The following is a 16,149-nucleotide window of genomic DNA, read 5'->3' as shown; positions in this document are numbered from 1 at the left end:
AACGGGCCCTTCCCGCCCGCTCTCTCCGCCGATAACCTCCGCCCCCGCCGGCAACCCATAATGCCGGCGCGCGTATGACGCGCATAACAGCCGAGCACGCAGGGAGACGTCCAATGCTGACGCGACGCGATATGATGCTGGCTTCCATCGCAGCCGGAGTGACCATGACCAGCAGCAACGCATTTTCCAAGGCAGCGCAGCCATCGACCGCGGTGAATTTCGACATGCCCGCCGGGGCGTGCGACTGCCACACCCACATCCATGGCGACCCCGAGAAATTCCCGTTCTTCGCCGGCCGCGTCTACACGCCGGAACCGGCCTCGCCGGAGGAGATGAGCGCGCTGCACAAGGCGCTCCATGTCGAGCGCGTGGTGATCGTGACGCCGAGCGTCTATGGCCCCGACAATTCGTCGACCCTGTTCGGCATCACGGCCCGCGGGCCGACCGCGCGCGGCGTCGCCGTGATCGACGACAAGACCAGCGAGAGCGATCTCGATGCCATGAACAAGGCCGGCTTCCGCGGCATCCGCCTCAACCTCGCGACCGGCGGCGTCAACGATCCCAATGTCGGCCGGCAGCGCTTCTCGGCCGCGATCGAGCGGATGAAGGCGCGCGGCTGGCATGTGCAGCTGTTCACCAGCCTCGCCATGATCTCCGCAATCAAGGACCTTGTCGCTACAGCGCCGGTGCCGGTCGTGTTCGACCATTTCGGCGGCGCCGAGGCCGCGCTCGGCACAGGCCAGCCGGGATTTGCCGACCTGCTCGCGCTGGTCAAGTCCGGCAAGGCCTATGTCAAGATTTCCGGCGCCTACCGCGCCTCCAAGCTTGCGCCCGATTATGCCGACGCCACGCCGCTGGCACAGGCACTGATCGCAGCCAATGCCGAGCGCATCGTCTGGGGCACCGACTGGCCGCACCCGGATTCGGTGACGCCGCAAGGCAAGAAGGTCACCGACGTGACGCCGCTGTTTCAGATCGACGACGGCCGCCTCCTCAACCAGCTTCCGGTCTGGGCGCCGGACGCCGCGGTCCGCAAGGCGATCCTGGTCGACAATCCGGCGCGGCTCTACGGCTTCACCTGAGGCCGTCCTTCGGCCGGCGCGAGAAGTAGGAGATCAAGACCGGCAGCGTGATCAGGATCACCAGCGGCGCCAGCATCATGCCGGTGACGACGACGATGGCGAGCGGCTTCTGCACCTGCGAGCCGATGCCTTCCGAAATCGCCGCCGGCAACAGGCCGACGCCCGCCACCACGCAGGTCATCAGCACCGGACGCAGCTGCAGCTCGCCGGTGCGGATCACCGCGCGCATCCGGTCGTAGCCTTCGTCGATCAGCTGGTTGAACTGCGACAGGATGATGATGCCGTCCATCACCGCGATGCCGAACAACGCGATGAAGCCGATCGCCGCCGAGACGCTGAACGGAATCCCCGAGATCAGGAGCCCGAGCACGCCGCCGAAGATCGCCATCGGGATCACGCTCATCGCGAGCATGGTGTCGACCATCGAGCCGAAATTGAAGAACAGCAGCACCGCGATCAGCGCGAGGCTGATCGGCACCACGATCGACAGCCGCCTGATCGCGTCCTGCAGATTGCCGAACTCGCCGACCCACTCGACACGCGATCCCGGCGGCAGTTGCACCTGCTCGTCGATCTTCTGCTGCGCCTCCCGGATCGCGCTGCCGAGGTCACGCTCGCGGACCGAGAACTTGATCGGCAAATAGCGCTCCTGCTGCTCGCGGTAGATATAGGCCGCGCCGGAGATCAGGTTGATCGAGGCCACTTCGGAGAGCGGTATCTGCGTGATGCCGCCGTTGGCGTTCGCCACCCCGATCCGCAAGTTCTGGATCGCCTCCGCGCTCTTGCGATATTCCGGCGCAAGGCGGACGATAATCGGAAAGTGCCGGTCGCTGCCGGGCTCATAGAGGTCGCCGGCGCTGTCGCCGCCGACCGCAACCCGGATCGTGGCGTTGATGTCGCCCGGCGACAGGCCATAGCGCGCGGCGCGCGCGCGATCGACGTCGATCTGGATGGTCGGCTGGCCGAGCGAGGTGAACACCGCAAGATCGGTGACGCCCTGCACCGTCGAGAGCACCGACTTGATCTTGTTGGCGGTGTCGGTCAGCGCCTGCAGATCATTGCCGTAGAGCTTGATCGAGTTCTCGCCCTTTACGCCGGACACCGCTTCCGACACGTTGTCCTGCAGATACTGCGAGAAATTGAATTCGACGCCCGGGAATTTCTCCTGCAACTGCGCCAGCAATTGCGCGGTCAGCACGTCCTTGTCGTGAGTATTTGGCCATTCGCTGGCCGGCTTCAGCGGCGCGAAGAATTCGGCGTTGAACAGGCCGGCCGCATCGGTGCCGTCGTCGGGACGGCCGTGCTGCGACACCACCGACACCACCTCGGGACGGCTGCGGATCAGCTTCCGCATCTCGTTGACATAGGCATTGCCCTCCTGCAGCGAGATCGTCGGCGGCAGCGTGGCGCGGATCCACAGATTGCCCTCTTCCAGCTTGGGCAGGAATTCGAGGCCGAGGAAGCGCGCGAAGATGATGGTCATGACCACGAGGCCGGCCGCGCCGGCCATCACCAGCTTGCGGTTGGCGATCGCCCAGTTCAGCACCGGCAGGTAGATCGCGTCGAGCTTCTTGACGATCCAGGTCTCGGTCTCGTGGATATGCGCCGGCAGGATGATCGCGCTGAACGCCGGAGTGACCGTGAACGTCGCCAGCAGCCCGCCGGCCAGCGCGTAAGCATAGGTGCGCGCCATCGGGCCGAAGATGTTGCCTTCGACGCCGGACAGCGTGAACAGCGGCAGGAACGCCGCGATGATGATCGCCGCGGCAAAGAAGATCGAGCGCGACACATCGGCGGCCGCCGACAGGATCGCGTGGCTCTTCATCCCCATCACCGTGTCCTCGGAGATGTGGCTTCGCTCGTGTTCCGACAGCGCGGTGGTCTGCGACAGCCGGCGGAAGATCGCCTCCACCATGATCACGGTGGCATCGACGATCAGGCCGAAATCGATCGCGCCGACCGACAGCAGATTGGCGGATTCGCCGCGCAGCACCAGGATGATCACGGCGAAGAACAGCGCGAACGGGATCGTCGCGCCGACGATCAGCGCGCTGCGGAGGTCGCCGAGGAATATCCACTGCAACAGCACGATCAGGAGGATGCCGACCACCATGTTGTGCAGCACGGTGTGGGTGGTGAGCTCGATCAGGTCCTTGCGGTCGTAGATCCGCTCGATCTTCACGCCGGGCGGCAGGATCGAGGAATGGTTGATGTCGTGGACCAGCTGCTCGACGCGGGTAATCGTCGGCGAGCTCTGCTCGCCGCGGCGCATCAGGACGATGCCCTGCACGATGTCGTCGTCATTGTCGAGGCCGGCGATGCCGAGCCGCGGCTTCTCGCCGATCGTGACATGGGCGATGTCGCGCACCAGCACCGGATTGCCGCCGGACTGCGAGACCATGGTGTTGGCGAGGTCGTCGATCGAGCGGATCAGGCCGACGCCGCGCACCACGGCCGATTGCGAGCCGATGTTCACGGTGTTGCCGCCGACATTGATGTTGGCGTTGGACACCGCCTGCAGCACCTGCGGCAGCGTCAGTCCGTTGGCGACCAGCTTGTTGAAGTCGACCTGGATCTCGTAGGTCTTGGTCTTGCCGCCCCAGCCGGTGACGTCGATCACGCCGGGCACCGCGCGGAAGCGGCGCTGCAGCACCCAGTCCTGCAGCGTCTTGAGGTCGAGCACGCTGTAGTTAGGCGGTCCCTTCAGGCGGTAGCGGAAGATTTCGCCGATCGGGCTGAGCGGCGAGATGCCGGGCAGCACGTTGCCCGGCAGCGGCGCGAGCTGCGACAGGCGGTTGAGCACCTGTTGCAGCGCCTCGTCATAGGTGTAGTCGAAGGAGAACTGCAGCTTGACGTCGGAAAGGCCGTACAGCGAGATGGTACGGATGGTCTTGAGGTTCTTGATGCCGGCGACCTGGGTCTCGATCGGGATCGTGATGTAGCGTTCGATCTCCTCGGCCGAGAGGCCCGGGCTCTGCGTTACGATATCGACCATCGGCGGGGTCGGATCGGGATAGGCCTCGATGTTGAGCTGCTTGAACGCGAGCAGGCCGCCGATCAAGACGGCCACGAACATGGCCACCATCAAGTAGCGGCGATTGACGGCAAGGGCGACGAGGCGATCCATTCAGATCGGCGCTTTCAACTGGAAGGGAATTTTCTTGTTGAGCGTGATCTCCGCGCAAACGCGCTCTGCGTTTGTCGCGAGGGAAAACCGCTTCCCACTTTTCCGGATCATGCGCTTAGGTGCCTGATGCGGCGCGGTCGATGAAGAGGCTTCCCTTCGTCACGATCTGCTCGCCCGGCTTGAGGTTGCCGGCCACCTCGACGAGGTCGCCATTGATGAGGCCGGGCTTGATCTGACGCAGCTCGATGGTCTTGTCGTCGGCCCTCGCGACCCAGAGCCGAACCTGATCGCCCTCGTAGATCAGCGCCTGCTTCGGCACGCCGACTGCCGGGTGATCGCCCTTCGAATACAGCGTCACATTGGCGAACATCTCGGGCTTCAGCCGCTTGTCCGCGTTGTCGATGGTGGCGCGAACCAGGAGCCGGCGCGAGGTCGCGTCGATCGCCGCGGCGACATAGTTGACCCGGGCGTTCAGCGTCTTGCCCGGCAGCGCCATCACGCTGAAGGTGAGGTCCTGGCCGACCGCGACATTGTCTGCGTCGGATTCGCGGACAAAGGCGATCAGCCAGACCGTCGACAGATCGCCGATCACGTAGACCGGGTCGCTGGCGCCGGTCGAGACATACTGGCCGGGACCGGCCTTGCGCTGGACCACGGTGCCGCCGATCGGCGCGAACACCGTCGTCTCCGGATTGAGGCGGCCCTTCTGCCGCAGCGTCGTGATGTCGTCGTCGCCGAAGCCGAGAATGTGCAGCTTGTTCTGCGCCGCTTCCAAAAGCGTCTGCGCCGAGCGCGCATCGTTCTGCGCTTGCACCAGCGCGGTCTGGGCCTGCTGATAATCCTTCAGCGGGATCGCCTTGCCCTCGGACAGATCCTTGGCGCGCTTCTCCTGGATCTGCGCCAGGTCGAGCGCCGACTGCGCCTTGTTGAGGCCGGTCATCGCCGCGATGTAATCGTTCTGCGCCTGCACGGTGTCGGCCGCCTCGATCACGAACAGCGGCTGGCCCTTCACAACGGCATCGCCCGGCCGCACCATGAGGCGGGTGACGCGCCCGGTATAGGGCGAGTAGACCGGGGTGGAGCGGTCCTCATCGATGCCGATCTTGCCCTCGGTCACCAGCTCGGAGCGGAAGGTGTGCTCGCTCACGGTCTGGAAGGTCAGGCTGGCCCACTCGGCCGCCGACGGCGCATAGCGCGCGCCGCCCTTGCGGGACTGGCTGGAGACTTCCGAAGATGTCTGCTTTTCCGAGCCGAAACGCGTGTAGCCATAGGCACCCGCGCAGGCAACCGCCAGCAGCGCCGCGGCCACGACCAGGCGCGGACGGCTAAAGCTCTGCATTCTCTTGGTAAACTCTTTCACCATGCGGTCCGCGGGGTCGATCGTTGCAGCATCCGGCGGGACGGCCCCAGCGGTGCGCTAATAGTGCTGAATTGGCGTATCAAACAACCTAAAAATCGCCATTCGGCGACGCCTGTCGTTAAAGTTTGCATAGCCTGAACGGCAGCTGAATGTCTCATCCGGGAAACTCCGGGGCAGGAAACTCCGGAGGGTGACTGCCGAGCGGCATGGCCGGACGGGACCAATGGGCCGGTGTGCTGGACAGCACTGCGGCATGCCGGACCGAGCTCAGCGTACCAAAGCCGGACGGCAGCCGTTCGATGAAGGGCTGCACCGCATCCGCCTTCAGGTCCTCGGTCGCAAGGCCTCCTTCGAGGCGGCCGAGATTCCACAGCCAGCGTCCGGTCTGCGCCAGCGATACTCGGACGTGCCAGCTGCCGCCTTCGCGGGCCTGGCGGGCCTTCGCCATCATGGCACCGAACGCCATGAAATATCCGGTGGCGTGGTCGAGCATCTGGGCCGGCAATTCCTTCGGCCCATCTGTGCCGGCCGCCTGTCCTTCGGCATGATTGAAGCCGGTCGTGGTCTGCACCAGCGAGTCGAAGCCGCGGCGCCCGGCCCATGGTCCGGCATGGCCATAGGCCGACAGCGTCACATAGACGATCCCGGGATTGATCCGCGCCGCTTCCTCCGGCGAGAAGCCGAGCCGCGCGATCGCCTGCGGCCGATAGCCCTGCGAGAGAATATCGGCCTGCGCCACCAGACCCTGCATCACGCCCCGCCCCTCTTCGCTCCGCAGCTCGAGGAAGCTCGTGAGCTTGCCGCGGCCGGTGTCGATGGTGAGCCAGGGGATCGCCGGCAGATCGGGACCGGAAATCAGCAGCACCTCGGCACCATGCGCCGCGAGCGTGCGGCCAGCGACGGGACCGGCGATCACGCGCGACAGATCGAGCACACGGATGCCGGCCAGCGGCCGGCTGCCGGCGGGCCACGGCTTCGGCGCGGCTTCGCCGATCTTCTCGATCGAGATCAACGGCAGTTTGGCCAGTTCTTTGGCATGCGGCGTCGCCGACCATTCGTCGTGCGAGCGCATCAAGGCGACGACGCCGCCGGCGGCGTAGGCCGCTGTCTCGAACGCCTCGCCGTCCCATTGCAGCAGCGCGGCCTGGACCTCGTCGCGCTCAGCGTTGCAGCCGAGCACCCTGCAGACGGCGTCGCGATGATGCGGGAAATTGGTGTGCAGGCGGACGAAGCGGTTGTCTTTGACACGATAGACGCCGGCGATCTTGTCCCAGGCCGGCGGCGGCGGCTTGTCGTCGACGCGCAAATAGCGCTCGCTGCGGCATTCGACGACGGCATGGCGGATGTCGACCGCGACCTCTTGCTGCTCGCCGCTGCGGGCCTTCCAGATCTCGGCCGCGGCAAGGCCGGCTGCTGCGATCGGCGCCTGCGCTGCCGCCGCGACCCGAAACGACGACGGCAGCTGCGGCTCGCTGCCGGTCAATGTGACCGCATCGAGCGCGGCCGGCGCGCCGCCGGCGCCGGTCCAGACATCGGAAAGGATTTCACGAATGTCCTGCATGCGCATACCCGTTTGCGATTATTCTATGCCCGAGCATGATGACAAAAAGGCGGTGCCCGATCCCAACAATCATTTCCGGCCCTGCCCTATATCCAGCTCTGCCTGACCACACAGGAGTTGCAATGGCTGCCATCGATCCTCTCACCGCCGGCGCTGTCTTCCTCGCGACCGCAGCGACCGACGCGGTCTATGTCATGTTCACCTCGGCGGTCGTGGCGCGCAAGCGCGTGCCGGCGGCGACCTGGAGCAGCGTCTGGTATGTGCTGTCCTCCTATGCGGTGATCAGCTACACCGAAAACTGGCTCTACGTCGCCTTCGCCGCCCTCGGCTCGTGGGTCGGCGCCTACGCATCGATCACCTTCCTGCACCGCCCGCCGGGCGGACCGCCGGTCGGCGCCGCGGTGGAGTAGCATGCAGCGGCTGAGGAAGTCATCCGCCATCGATGCGACGGTGAGACCCGCCCGACAGGGACCAGCTGTAAGCTACGTGTCAGCATTGGCGTGTAGGCTACACGTTCGCATTCGCGCGACATCAGTCGATGAACCGACTGGATGGACACTGGCGTTCACGCCGTGGTCTCAGACAACCCATACGCCGCAGCGCACGTTGTAGCGGGGCTCGCCGTTGCAAGAGTGCATAGCAATTTGCTTCGGTGGTTAAGTCCCAGGCGTCGTCCCGGCGAAGGCAGGGACCCATACGCCGCAGCGGATGTTGTGGATGGCACTCGTCGTTCCAGCATCGCGTAACCATTTGCAACGGTGGTTATAGGTCCCGGCCTTCGCCGGGACGACGATGAGTGTGTGGCGTGGCTTCTGAGTCAAACTTCCGCATTCTCGCGACATGATTTGTCCGAGCTTTGCATCTCGTTCTGCCCTCTCATCATAGAGGGCGCAGGGAAAGCCGGGTGCCGATCGCACCCATGGGCCCCGAGCAATGGGTAGAAAGCTCGGGGGTAGGACCACAGGTGTCCTCAGGGTGACGGTGAGAGAGCCGTCGCACGCGGTTCACACGCGGTTCAATGAAAATCGCGGGACGGCGGCAGGATGCGGACGTTGCGTGGGTGGCGGATCTTTTGCGGCGAGTTGTCGCCGTGATCGCGGCGGTCGTCGTTGAGCGGCTCGATCAGCGCGGGGCCCGCCGGCACCGGATGCTTGCGGCTCAAGGATTCGTTGGCGAGGCCGATCAGATCGTGGGAGCGATCGGTCATGCGCTGCGCCACCAGATGCGTCACGCCCTCCGGGCTGCTCTGGATATAGCCCTCGACCAGGATCAGGCGCGCGCCCATCACCTCCTTGCGGTACTGCTCCATCACCTTCGGCCACACCACGATGTTGGCGATGCCGGTCTCGTCCTCCAGTGTCATGAACACGACGCCCTTGGCGCTGCCCGGCCGCTGCCGCACCAGCACGACGCCGGCACAGCGGACGCGGCGGCGGTCGTTGCTCCGGTTGATGGTGTGACAGGCGACGACGCGCTCCTTTGTAAAGGTGTCGCGCAAAAACTCCATCGGATGGCCCTTCAGTGACAGGCGGATGGTCTGATAGTCGGCGACCACCTGCTCCGGACGCGGCATCTCCGGCAGCGGCTTGGCGCCCTCATCCGGCTGCTCGCGTGCGGTGGCGGCCTCGAACAACGGCAGCGGCACGTCGTCGGGCAGCCGGCGCACCGCCCACAGCGCCTCGCGGCGGTCGAGCCCGAGCGAGCGGAACGCATCGGCGTCGGCGAGCAGGATCAGCGCGCGCTTGGGCAGGCCGGTGTCGCGCGCGAAGTCTTCCAGCGAGGTGAACGGCCGGCGGTTGCGCGCGGCAACGATGCGGTCGGCCCAGTCTGTCTCACCACCGTCATTCCGGGGATCGCGAAGCGAGAACCCGGAATCTCGAGATTCCGGGTCTGGTGCTAGCGCACCATCCCGGAATGACAGTTGAAGCTGTTTCAGCCTCTCCTCGTCCTCATCCAGCCAGTGAAATCCGTCGATCTGGCGAAAGCCGAGCCGCACCGCGCAATGATCGCCGACCTTCTCCTCGAGCGTGTTCTGCGCAAAGCTGAAGGAGACATCGACTTCGCGCACCGTGACGCCGTTCTTGCGGGCGTCGCCGACGATCTGGGCCGGTGCATAGAAGCCCATCGGCTGCGAGTTGAGCAGGCCGCAGCAGAACGCATCGGGATGATGGTGCTTCAGCCATGAGGAGATGTAGACGAGCTGCGCAAAACTCGCGGCGTGGCTTTCCGGGAAGCCGTAGGAGCCGAAACCCTTGATCTGGTCGAAGCAGCTGCGGGCGAAGTCGGGTGAATATCCGCGCGCCACCATGTTGCCGACCAGCTTCTCCTCGTAGCTGCCGATGGTACCGAGATTGCGGAAGGTCGCCATCGAGCGGCGCAGGCCGTTGGCTTCCTCCGAGGTGAAATGGGCCGCCTCGATCGCGATCCGCATCGCCTGCTCCTGGAACAGCGGCACGCCGAGCGTCTTGTGCAGCACGTTGTAGAGCTCGTCCTTGTCGCCCTGGTCGGGCGCTGGCGATGGATAGCTGACCTTTTCCTGGCCGTTCCGCCGGCGCAGATAAGGATGCACCATGTCGCCCTGGATCGGCCCCGGGCGCACGATCGCGACCTCGATGACGAGATCGTAGAAGGTGCGCGGCTTCAGCCGCGGCAGCATGTTCATTTGCGCCCGGCTCTCGACCTGGAACACGCCGAGCGATTCACCGCGGCACAGCATGTCGTAAACTTTCTTGTCGTCCTGCGGGACCGAAGCTAGCTCCCAGTGCTCGCCCTTGTGGTCGGCGATCAGGTCAAAACATTTGCGGATGCAGGTCAGCATGCCCAGCGCCAGCACGTCGACCTTCATCATGCTAAGGGCGTCGACGTCGTCCTTGTCCCATTCGATGAAAGTGCGGTCGTCCATCGCGGCGTTGCCGATCGGCACATAGGTGTCGAGCCGGTCCTGGGTCAGTACATAGCCGCCGACATGCTGCGAGAGATGACGCGGAAACTCGATCAGCTCGGTGGCGAGCTCGACCGCGAGGTTGATCATCGCATTTTTGGGATCGAGCCCGGCCTGTCGCACCTGCATGTCGTTGAGGCCCTTGCCCCAGCTGCCCCACACGGTGTCGGCGAGCGCCGCGGTGACGTCCTCGGTCAGCCCGAGCGCCTTGCCGACGTCACGGATCGCGCTGCGCGGGCGATAATGGATCACGGTGGCGATGATCGCGGCGCGGTGGCGGCCGTAGCGGCGGTAGACATATTGCATCACCTCCTCGCGCCGCGAATGCTCGAAATCGACGTCGATGTCGGGCGGCTCCAGCCGCTCCTTGGAGATGAAGCGCTCGAACAACAGATCGACCTTGGTCGGATCGACCGAGGTGACGCCAAGCACGAAGCAGACCGCGGAATTGGCTGCCGAGCCGCGTCCCTGGCACAGGATGTTCTGGCTGCGCGCATAGTGCACGATGTCGTGCACGGTGAGGAAGTAATGCGCGTATTTCAGCTCGGCGATCAGCGCGAGCTCCTTGTTCAGGGTGGTGCGAAGCTTTTCGTCGATCTCGCCGCCGAAATATTTGTCGACACCGGCCCAGGTCAAATCTTCCAGATGCTGCTGCGCGGTCTTGCCCGGCGGCACCGGCTCGTCGGGATACTGATATTTGAGCTGGTCGAGCGAGAAAGAGATGCGTGCAGCAAAGCGCATGGTTTCCGCGATCGCGTCCGGCAGATCGCGAAACAGCCTGATCATTTCATGCGCCGGCTTGAGATGCCGCTCGGCATTGGCCTCGAGCCTGCGGCCGACCGCCTCGATCGTGGTCTTTTCGCGGATGCAGGTCAGCACGTCCTGCAGCGGGCGGCGCGCCGGATGGTGATAGAGCACCTCGTTGGTGGCGATGAGCGGCACACCGGCGTCGGTGGCGAGGCCATGCAGCCGCGCGAGGCGGCGCCTGTCGTCGCCGCGATAGAGCAGGCTTGCGGCGAGCCAGACGCCGTCGGCGGCGCTTGCCTTCAGCTTTGCAAGCAGATCGAGCGTGCCTGCCTCCTCAAAGCGATGCGGCAGCGCCAGCACCAGGAGCTGCCCCTCGACGAAGTCGAGGAGGTCGGCGAGCTTCAGATGGCACTCGCCTTTCTCGATCCGCACGATGTCGTCGCCGCGCTTGCCGCGGGTCAGGAGCTGGCACAGCCGGCCATAGGCGGCGCGATCGCGCGGATAGACCAGGATGTCGGGCGTAGAGTCGATGAAGACGATGCGGGCGCCGATCAAAAGCTTTGGCGGATGGGCAACCTTCTCGCTGTCGAGCTCCTTCCAGGCGCGCACCACGCCGGCCAGCGTGTTGTGATCGGCGAGCCCGATCACGGGAATCCCGAGTTCGCTCGCCTGATGCACATAGGCGCGCGGATCGGAACCGCCGCGCAGGAAGGAGAAATTGCTGGTAATGCCGATCTCGGCATAATCAGGTGGAGGTGCGCTCATGCGAACAGCCCATGCACATACCAATTGGCCGGAACGGGCTTGCCCTCCTCGTCGCGCAGCTCGCTCTCGTAGAGACCGTCGCGAAAGATCCAGAAGCGCTGGCCTTCGGCATCCTCGACGCGGAAATAATCGCGCGTCAGCGACGCGCCGTCCTGCTTCCACCATTCCATCGCGATGCGCTCGGGGCCCTCGACCCGCACCACCTCGTGCTGCGCGCGCCGCCAGGTGAATTGATGCGGCGGACCGTCGGGCACGGTCGCGAACGGCACCTTGATCGGTTCGGGCTGCTCGAATAGCCGCAAGGGACGCAGCGGTGGTTCGCTCGCAACGTGCTCCGGCCAGGCGGCGGCGCTGGCCGCGGCCAGATGATGCTGCGCCGGCAGCGCGAGCGCCGATCGTTCGGGGATGTGGCTCTCCAGCGGCAGATGCACGACGACGCGTTTTCCGCCGATGCGGGCGGCGATGCGGTCGATCAGCGCCGAGAGCTCGTCATTGTCGTGTATGGTGGCGTCGAGATCGCGCTGCTGCTGTACCACGATCTCGGTACGCCCTGCGGCGAGGCGAATGAGATCGAAGCCGAAGCCGGGATCGAGCGGATCATTCAGCGCATCGAGCCGCTCGCGGAATAGGCGATCGATCATCTCGGGCCGCGTCACCGGACGCCCGGTCTCGACCATGATCGCGCGCACCGCACCGTCAGTGCGGAAGAAGCTCGCTTCCAGCTGCCGCGCACCTTTGCCCTGCTTGTCCATCGCCGCAACCAGCATCTTGGCAAGGCTTGAGAGCGTCAGCGCGATCACGGTGTCGGTCGCGATCGGCTCGGGGAAACGCTTCTCGACGATGTAATCGGGCAGCGGCTTGCGCGGGCTGATCGGGGCATCGCCCTGCCCGAGCGCGTGGCTGAGCAAGGTGGTGAAGGCCGCACCGAACCGCGCCGAGATTTCATGCGGCGCGCGCGAGGCGACATCGCCGATGGTCTTCAAGCCGGCGCGGCGCAGGCCGGTGGTGACAGCGGCATCGGCACCGAGCGCCGACACCGGCAGCGGGCCGACCGCCGCCGCTTCCTCGCTATCGGGGACAATCTTGCCCGAGGCGGTGCGCGTCAGCGTACGCGCCGCGATCGAGGTGCCGGCAATCGCCGCGCTGACGGCAAAGCCTCGCCGGCTCAGCGCCCCCGTCACGGTCTGCAGCAGCGCGCGCTCGCCGCCGAACAGATGCGCGCAGCCGGTGATGTCGAGAAACAGACCGTAAGGCAGATCGAGCGCGACCAGCGGCGTGAAGCGATCGCACCAGTCGGCGATGTCGTTCAGCGTCTTCAGATCGGCGGCGGGATCGGCATCATAGACCGTGAGCTCCGGACAGATCGCCCGCGCATTGGCGAGCGGCAGCCCGATCGACAGCCCGGCGCGCACCGCGGCCTCGTCGATCGCGTGCAGCAGGATGGCGTTGTGGTCTTTTGCGACGACGACGCTGGGGAGTTCTGCTTTCTTCGCCTCTCCCGCTTGCGGGAGAGGGAGCCCTGCCACCTCCCGTGCATCAGCTTGCGAGGCGATGTCCTGCGCGAGCTTGCGCTTGATGCGGTCGATGGGCAGGCGTGGCAGCCACAGGCTGAGGATACGCCGACGGTTCACTGAATTGGCACTCATCACATTTCCATTCCATGATCCATCGCCCGACAGGGCCATGACGATTGCGCACGAGTTCGGCCTCGAAGCGCGGCGCGCCCCACACGCTCGCGGCATTGCCCGGCGGCGAATGCGCCGCGCGCACGATCCAGCGCGTCTCCGCGGTCGAGGGGATCGGGGTTGCCGCGATCCGCAGCACCAGCGCGGTGACGCCGGAGGCCTGCGCGGCCAGGGTCAATTTGCGGCTGGCGACGAGATCGAGCTGGCGCGCCTGGCCCCAGACCTCGAGCACGACCGCGCCGAGCGCATCGCAGGCGAGCGCGTCGGCCGCGGCGCGCAGGCCGCTATCGACATCGGCAGCGCGCACCGTGACCAAGAGGCGCGGATCGAGGCCGAGCTCGGCAAGCCCGCGCATCGATAGCGCGCCGTTTTCGCGATCGGAAAAATCCTGCCGCACCCAGACCAGCGGCTTGCGTGCCGACAGCCGTCCGGCGAGCCCCGCAATGAAGCCGGTCGCCGCGCCGCCTTGATGGCCGGCCGCGAACACCTCGTGCAATGCCGCCGGCGCAAGCCCGCCGCGCAGCATCGCATCCGCGCCGGCATGGCCGAGCGCGACGCGGTTCGGCATCGCCGCATCCGATGACGCCTCGATACGCGCGATGCTGCCGCGCAGAGACGCAAGCGTACCTATGCGTGCGGCGGCGCATGATCCGCCAAAGTGTGAGCGGTTTGGCGACAAGATCATGCGCCTTTCTTAAAAAAGAGGAGCGCGATCGGACGCAAAACCGGCGACCACTTTTGCTGATCGCGCTCCGGCATATGCGCCGCTCCTTCCAACCAAAATTTGAGGCCGTCACTGGTCTGAACAGAGAACCAGGGACTGGCTCATTTGTTCATGATATGTTCTAATATAAAGCTAACAGGGCCCACGGAGTCAATCGGATTGGTGAGATCATCGATTCATGAGTGGAATCAATGGGATTCAGCAGCCGCCGAACCGGACAGGCCCTGATCTTCCGCAAGTCAGGCACGCAGGCCCCGAAAATGACGGCGTGACGGAAACGGAGCAATCGCATGCGCATCATCGTGCTCGACAACGACACCGATTTCGAGGGCTGGCGCAAGGCCGCGCGGCGATTGGCGCTGAACGATGTGAAGCCCGCGGAGATCACATGGACCGTACGCAGCGACGACGAATTGTCGTCGGCATCCTGCGTGAATGAATTGCCGGATACGCCGCAGGCGCGGTTCAATGTGTCGGCCAAATTCGTCGAGCTCGCAAAGGCCGCGATCCTGCATCGCAGTGACGAACGCTTTGCCCTGCTCTATCGCCTGCTGTGGCGGCTGCGCAGCCGTCACGATCTGCTCAGTGCGACCGATGATCCCGATATCGCCGAGGTCCACGCGATGGCGCGCGCGATCTATGTCGATATCGACAGGATGCATGCGCATCTGCGCTTCCGCGAGATCGGCCGCGAGCGGACGGCTCATTACGTCGCCTGGTTCGAGCCGGAGCATCACATCGTCGAGCTTGCCGCGCCGTTCTTCGCCGGCCGCTTCGCCGACATGCCGTGGTCGATCCTGACCCCCGACGTCTGCGCACATTGGGACGGGCACGCGATCTCGATCACGCCGGGCGTCGCCAAATCCGAAGTGCCGACCGAGGACCGGCTCGAGGAGGCCTGGCGGCGTCACGACAACGGCCGCTTCAATCCCGCACGGCTGAAAGTGATGGAGATGCCGCAAGCCTATTGGAGGAACCTGCCCGAGGACTCGATCATTAAGCCTCTGATCGAAGACGCAATGCGCATGACCAGCGGCCCCTTCATCGCACGCAAGGCGGCCGAGCCGCAGAAGCGGCAGGATACGCCGATGCCCCGCAAGCAAGTTCAAGGCAAGCAAGTTCAAGGCAGGCAAGCTCACGACATCATCGCGGCCTTGCGCGAGGAGGCCGCCGATTGCCGCGCCTGCCCGCTGTGGAAAGACGCAACCCAGACCGTGTTCGGCGAGGGACCGCAAAGCGCAACGCTGATGCTGGTCGGCGAGCAGCCCGGCGACAAGGAAGATCTCGCAGGCCACCCCTTCGTCGGACCGGCCGGCCAGATGCTCGATCGAGCGCTGCAGGAAGCCGGCATCGATCGCCGCAAGGTCTATGTCACCAATGCAGTGAAGCACTTCAAATTCGTGCCGCGCGGCAAGATCCGGCTGCACCAGAAGCCGAGCACACCGGAGATCCGCGCCTGCCGCCAGTGGTATGAGCGCGAGCTCGCCACCATCAAGCCGGACCTCGTGATGGCGCTCGGCGCCACCGCGGCGCAGAGCGTGCTCGGCAAGATCACGCCGATCAACAAGAACCGCGGCCATCTGATCGACCGCGACGGAACCAAGGTGCTCGTCACCGTGCACCCGTCCTATCTGTTGCGGCTGCCGGATGAAAAAGCCAAGGCGCTGGAATATCAGCGCTTTGTCGACGATCTGAAAATCGCCGCACACCAGTTGCGCAGATCAGCCGATGCGGCCTGAGTTCCGCAAAACCGACGGAACCTGAGGAACCACATCGCAACGAGAAATTGTTCTAAACGCGGACAAATACCTACAACCTTGAATTGATCCGTGGTAAGGTAGCGTGTTCCGCAGGTATCGGGCGTCATGTTCACGCCATGACGTACCCTGAGGCGGGCGCGCTGCACGGTTTGCTAGCCCCGATCGTGCGGCGCGCCACCTCATCTCTCAATCCCCCTCCCTCATTTCGCAACCTTCCACTCGCAGGCGTCCGCCGAATTCTCCGGCTGCCCGGCCGGCCGGATGCCAGTGTGATGTCCTCCGCACATTGTCTCGTCCTGCGAAACGCAGGCAGCTTTCCGTCGCGATCCGCGATCCTTGTTGCTGAAGATTGCCACGAGGCCGCGAAGCCACGTGCGCGCTCAATGCGTTGCACAAA

9 protein-coding genes are annotated in these 16,149 nt (G+C 65.1%); 3 read left to right on the top strand and 6 right to left on the bottom strand.

Translation table 11 applies throughout. The features are described from left to right. Window positions 1–113 precede the first annotated feature (113 nt). The gene (locus tag ACVI1L_RS27660; protein ID WP_076833103.1) at window positions 114–1,082 is read left to right on the top strand and encodes an amidohydrolase family protein; all 969 of its coding nucleotides are present in this window, start codon (window positions 114–116) and stop codon (window positions 1,080–1,082) included. Here ACVI1L_RS27660 and ACVI1L_RS27655 read toward each other — a convergent pair. The 3 genes from ACVI1L_RS27655 to ACVI1L_RS27645 all read right to left on the bottom strand — a co-directional run bounded on the left by ACVI1L_RS27655 (window position 1,075) and on the right by ACVI1L_RS27645 (window position 7,130). After that, on the bottom strand, window positions 1,075–4,209 hold the full coding sequence (locus ACVI1L_RS27655; protein ID WP_076833100.1) for an efflux RND transporter permease subunit: 3,135 nt from the start codon (window positions 4,207–4,209) through the stop codon (window positions 1,075–1,077). The two genes, ACVI1L_RS27660 and ACVI1L_RS27655, sit on opposite strands and share 8 nt — an antisense overlap. Window positions 4,210–4,324: 115 nt before the next feature. After that, window positions 4,325–5,572 (bottom strand): efflux RND transporter periplasmic adaptor subunit, encoded by a 1,248-nt coding sequence (locus ACVI1L_RS27650; RefSeq protein WP_057015665.1) that lies wholly within the window; start codon window positions 5,570–5,572, stop codon window positions 4,325–4,327. A 151-nt stretch (window positions 5,573–5,723) separates the two neighbouring features. Continuing rightward, window positions 5,724–7,130, bottom strand: coding sequence for a CoA transferase (locus ACVI1L_RS27645; RefSeq protein WP_456784339.1), 1,407 nt, complete (start codon window positions 7,128–7,130; stop codon window positions 5,724–5,726). A 122-nt stretch (window positions 7,131–7,252) separates the two neighbouring features. Between ACVI1L_RS27645 and ACVI1L_RS27640 the strand changes: the two genes are divergently transcribed. Continuing rightward, window positions 7,253–7,540, top strand: coding sequence for a hypothetical protein (locus ACVI1L_RS27640; RefSeq protein ID WP_018270628.1), 288 nt, complete (start codon window positions 7,253–7,255; stop codon window positions 7,538–7,540). A gap of 605 nt (window positions 7,541–8,145) precedes the next feature. Here the strand turns inward: ACVI1L_RS27640 and ACVI1L_RS27635 are convergent. Genes ACVI1L_RS27635 through ACVI1L_RS27625 form a run of 3 tightly spaced genes read right to left on the bottom strand, consistent with a single transcriptional unit; the run spans window position 8,146 to window position 13,953 of the window. Beyond that, window positions 8,146–11,583, bottom strand: coding sequence for an error-prone DNA polymerase (locus tag ACVI1L_RS27635; RefSeq protein WP_253640289.1), 3,438 nt, complete (start codon window positions 11,581–11,583; stop codon window positions 8,146–8,148). Beyond that, window positions 11,580–13,229 carry a Y-family DNA polymerase gene (locus ACVI1L_RS27630; protein ID WP_057015666.1) on the bottom strand — a complete coding sequence of 550 codons (1,650 nt, stop codon included), beginning with the start codon at window positions 13,227–13,229 and terminating at the stop codon, window positions 11,580–11,582. The genes ACVI1L_RS27635 and ACVI1L_RS27630 overlap by 4 nt, the downstream gene beginning before the upstream one ends. Next, window positions 13,120–13,953 carry an ImuA family protein gene (locus ACVI1L_RS27625; RefSeq protein ID WP_057015667.1) on the bottom strand — a complete coding sequence of 278 codons (834 nt, stop codon included), beginning with the start codon at window positions 13,951–13,953 and terminating at the stop codon, window positions 13,120–13,122. The genes ACVI1L_RS27630 and ACVI1L_RS27625 overlap by 110 nt, the downstream gene beginning before the upstream one ends. 329 nt (window positions 13,954–14,282) lie before the next feature. Here ACVI1L_RS27625 and ACVI1L_RS27620 point away from each other — a divergent pair, with 329 nt between their 5' ends. Further along, window positions 14,283–15,731 (top strand): UdgX family uracil-DNA binding protein, encoded by a 1,449-nt coding sequence (locus ACVI1L_RS27620; protein ID WP_168856438.1) that lies wholly within the window; start codon window positions 14,283–14,285, stop codon window positions 15,729–15,731. Window positions 15,732–16,149: the final 418 nt, after the last annotated feature.

Source organism: Bradyrhizobium sp. USDA 4516, from assembly GCF_054055915.1.
This window is presented reverse-complemented; position numbering and strand designations above follow the sequence as displayed.

Excerpts from the sequence above, each read along its gene's own strand:
- ACVI1L_RS27660 (WP_076833103.1), top strand. The coding sequence starts at position 114 with ATGCTGACGCGACGCGATATGATGCTGGCTTCCATCGCAGCCGGAGTG.
- ACVI1L_RS27655 (WP_076833100.1), bottom strand. The coding sequence starts at position 4,209 with ATGGATCGCCTCGTCGCCCTTGCCGTCAATCGCCGCTACTTGATGGTG.
- ACVI1L_RS27650 (WP_057015665.1), bottom strand. The coding sequence starts at position 5,572 with ATGGTGAAAGAGTTTACCAAGAGAATGCAGAGCTTTAGCCGTCCGCGC.
- ACVI1L_RS27645 (WP_456784339.1), bottom strand. The coding sequence starts at position 7,130 with ATGCAGGACATTCGTGAAATCCTTTCCGATGTCTGGACCGGCGCCGGC.
- ACVI1L_RS27640 (WP_018270628.1), top strand. The coding sequence starts at position 7,253 with ATGGCTGCCATCGATCCTCTCACCGCCGGCGCTGTCTTCCTCGCGACC.
- ACVI1L_RS27635 (WP_253640289.1), bottom strand. The coding sequence starts at position 11,583 with ATGAGCGCACCTCCACCTGATTATGCCGAGATCGGCATTACCAGCAAT.
- ACVI1L_RS27630 (WP_057015666.1), bottom strand. The coding sequence starts at position 13,229 with ATGAGTGCCAATTCAGTGAACCGTCGGCGTATCCTCAGCCTGTGGCTG.
- ACVI1L_RS27625 (WP_057015667.1), bottom strand. The coding sequence starts at position 13,953 with ATGATCTTGTCGCCAAACCGCTCACACTTTGGCGGATCATGCGCCGCC.
- ACVI1L_RS27620 (WP_168856438.1), top strand. The coding sequence starts at position 14,283 with ATGCGCATCATCGTGCTCGACAACGACACCGATTTCGAGGGCTGGCGC.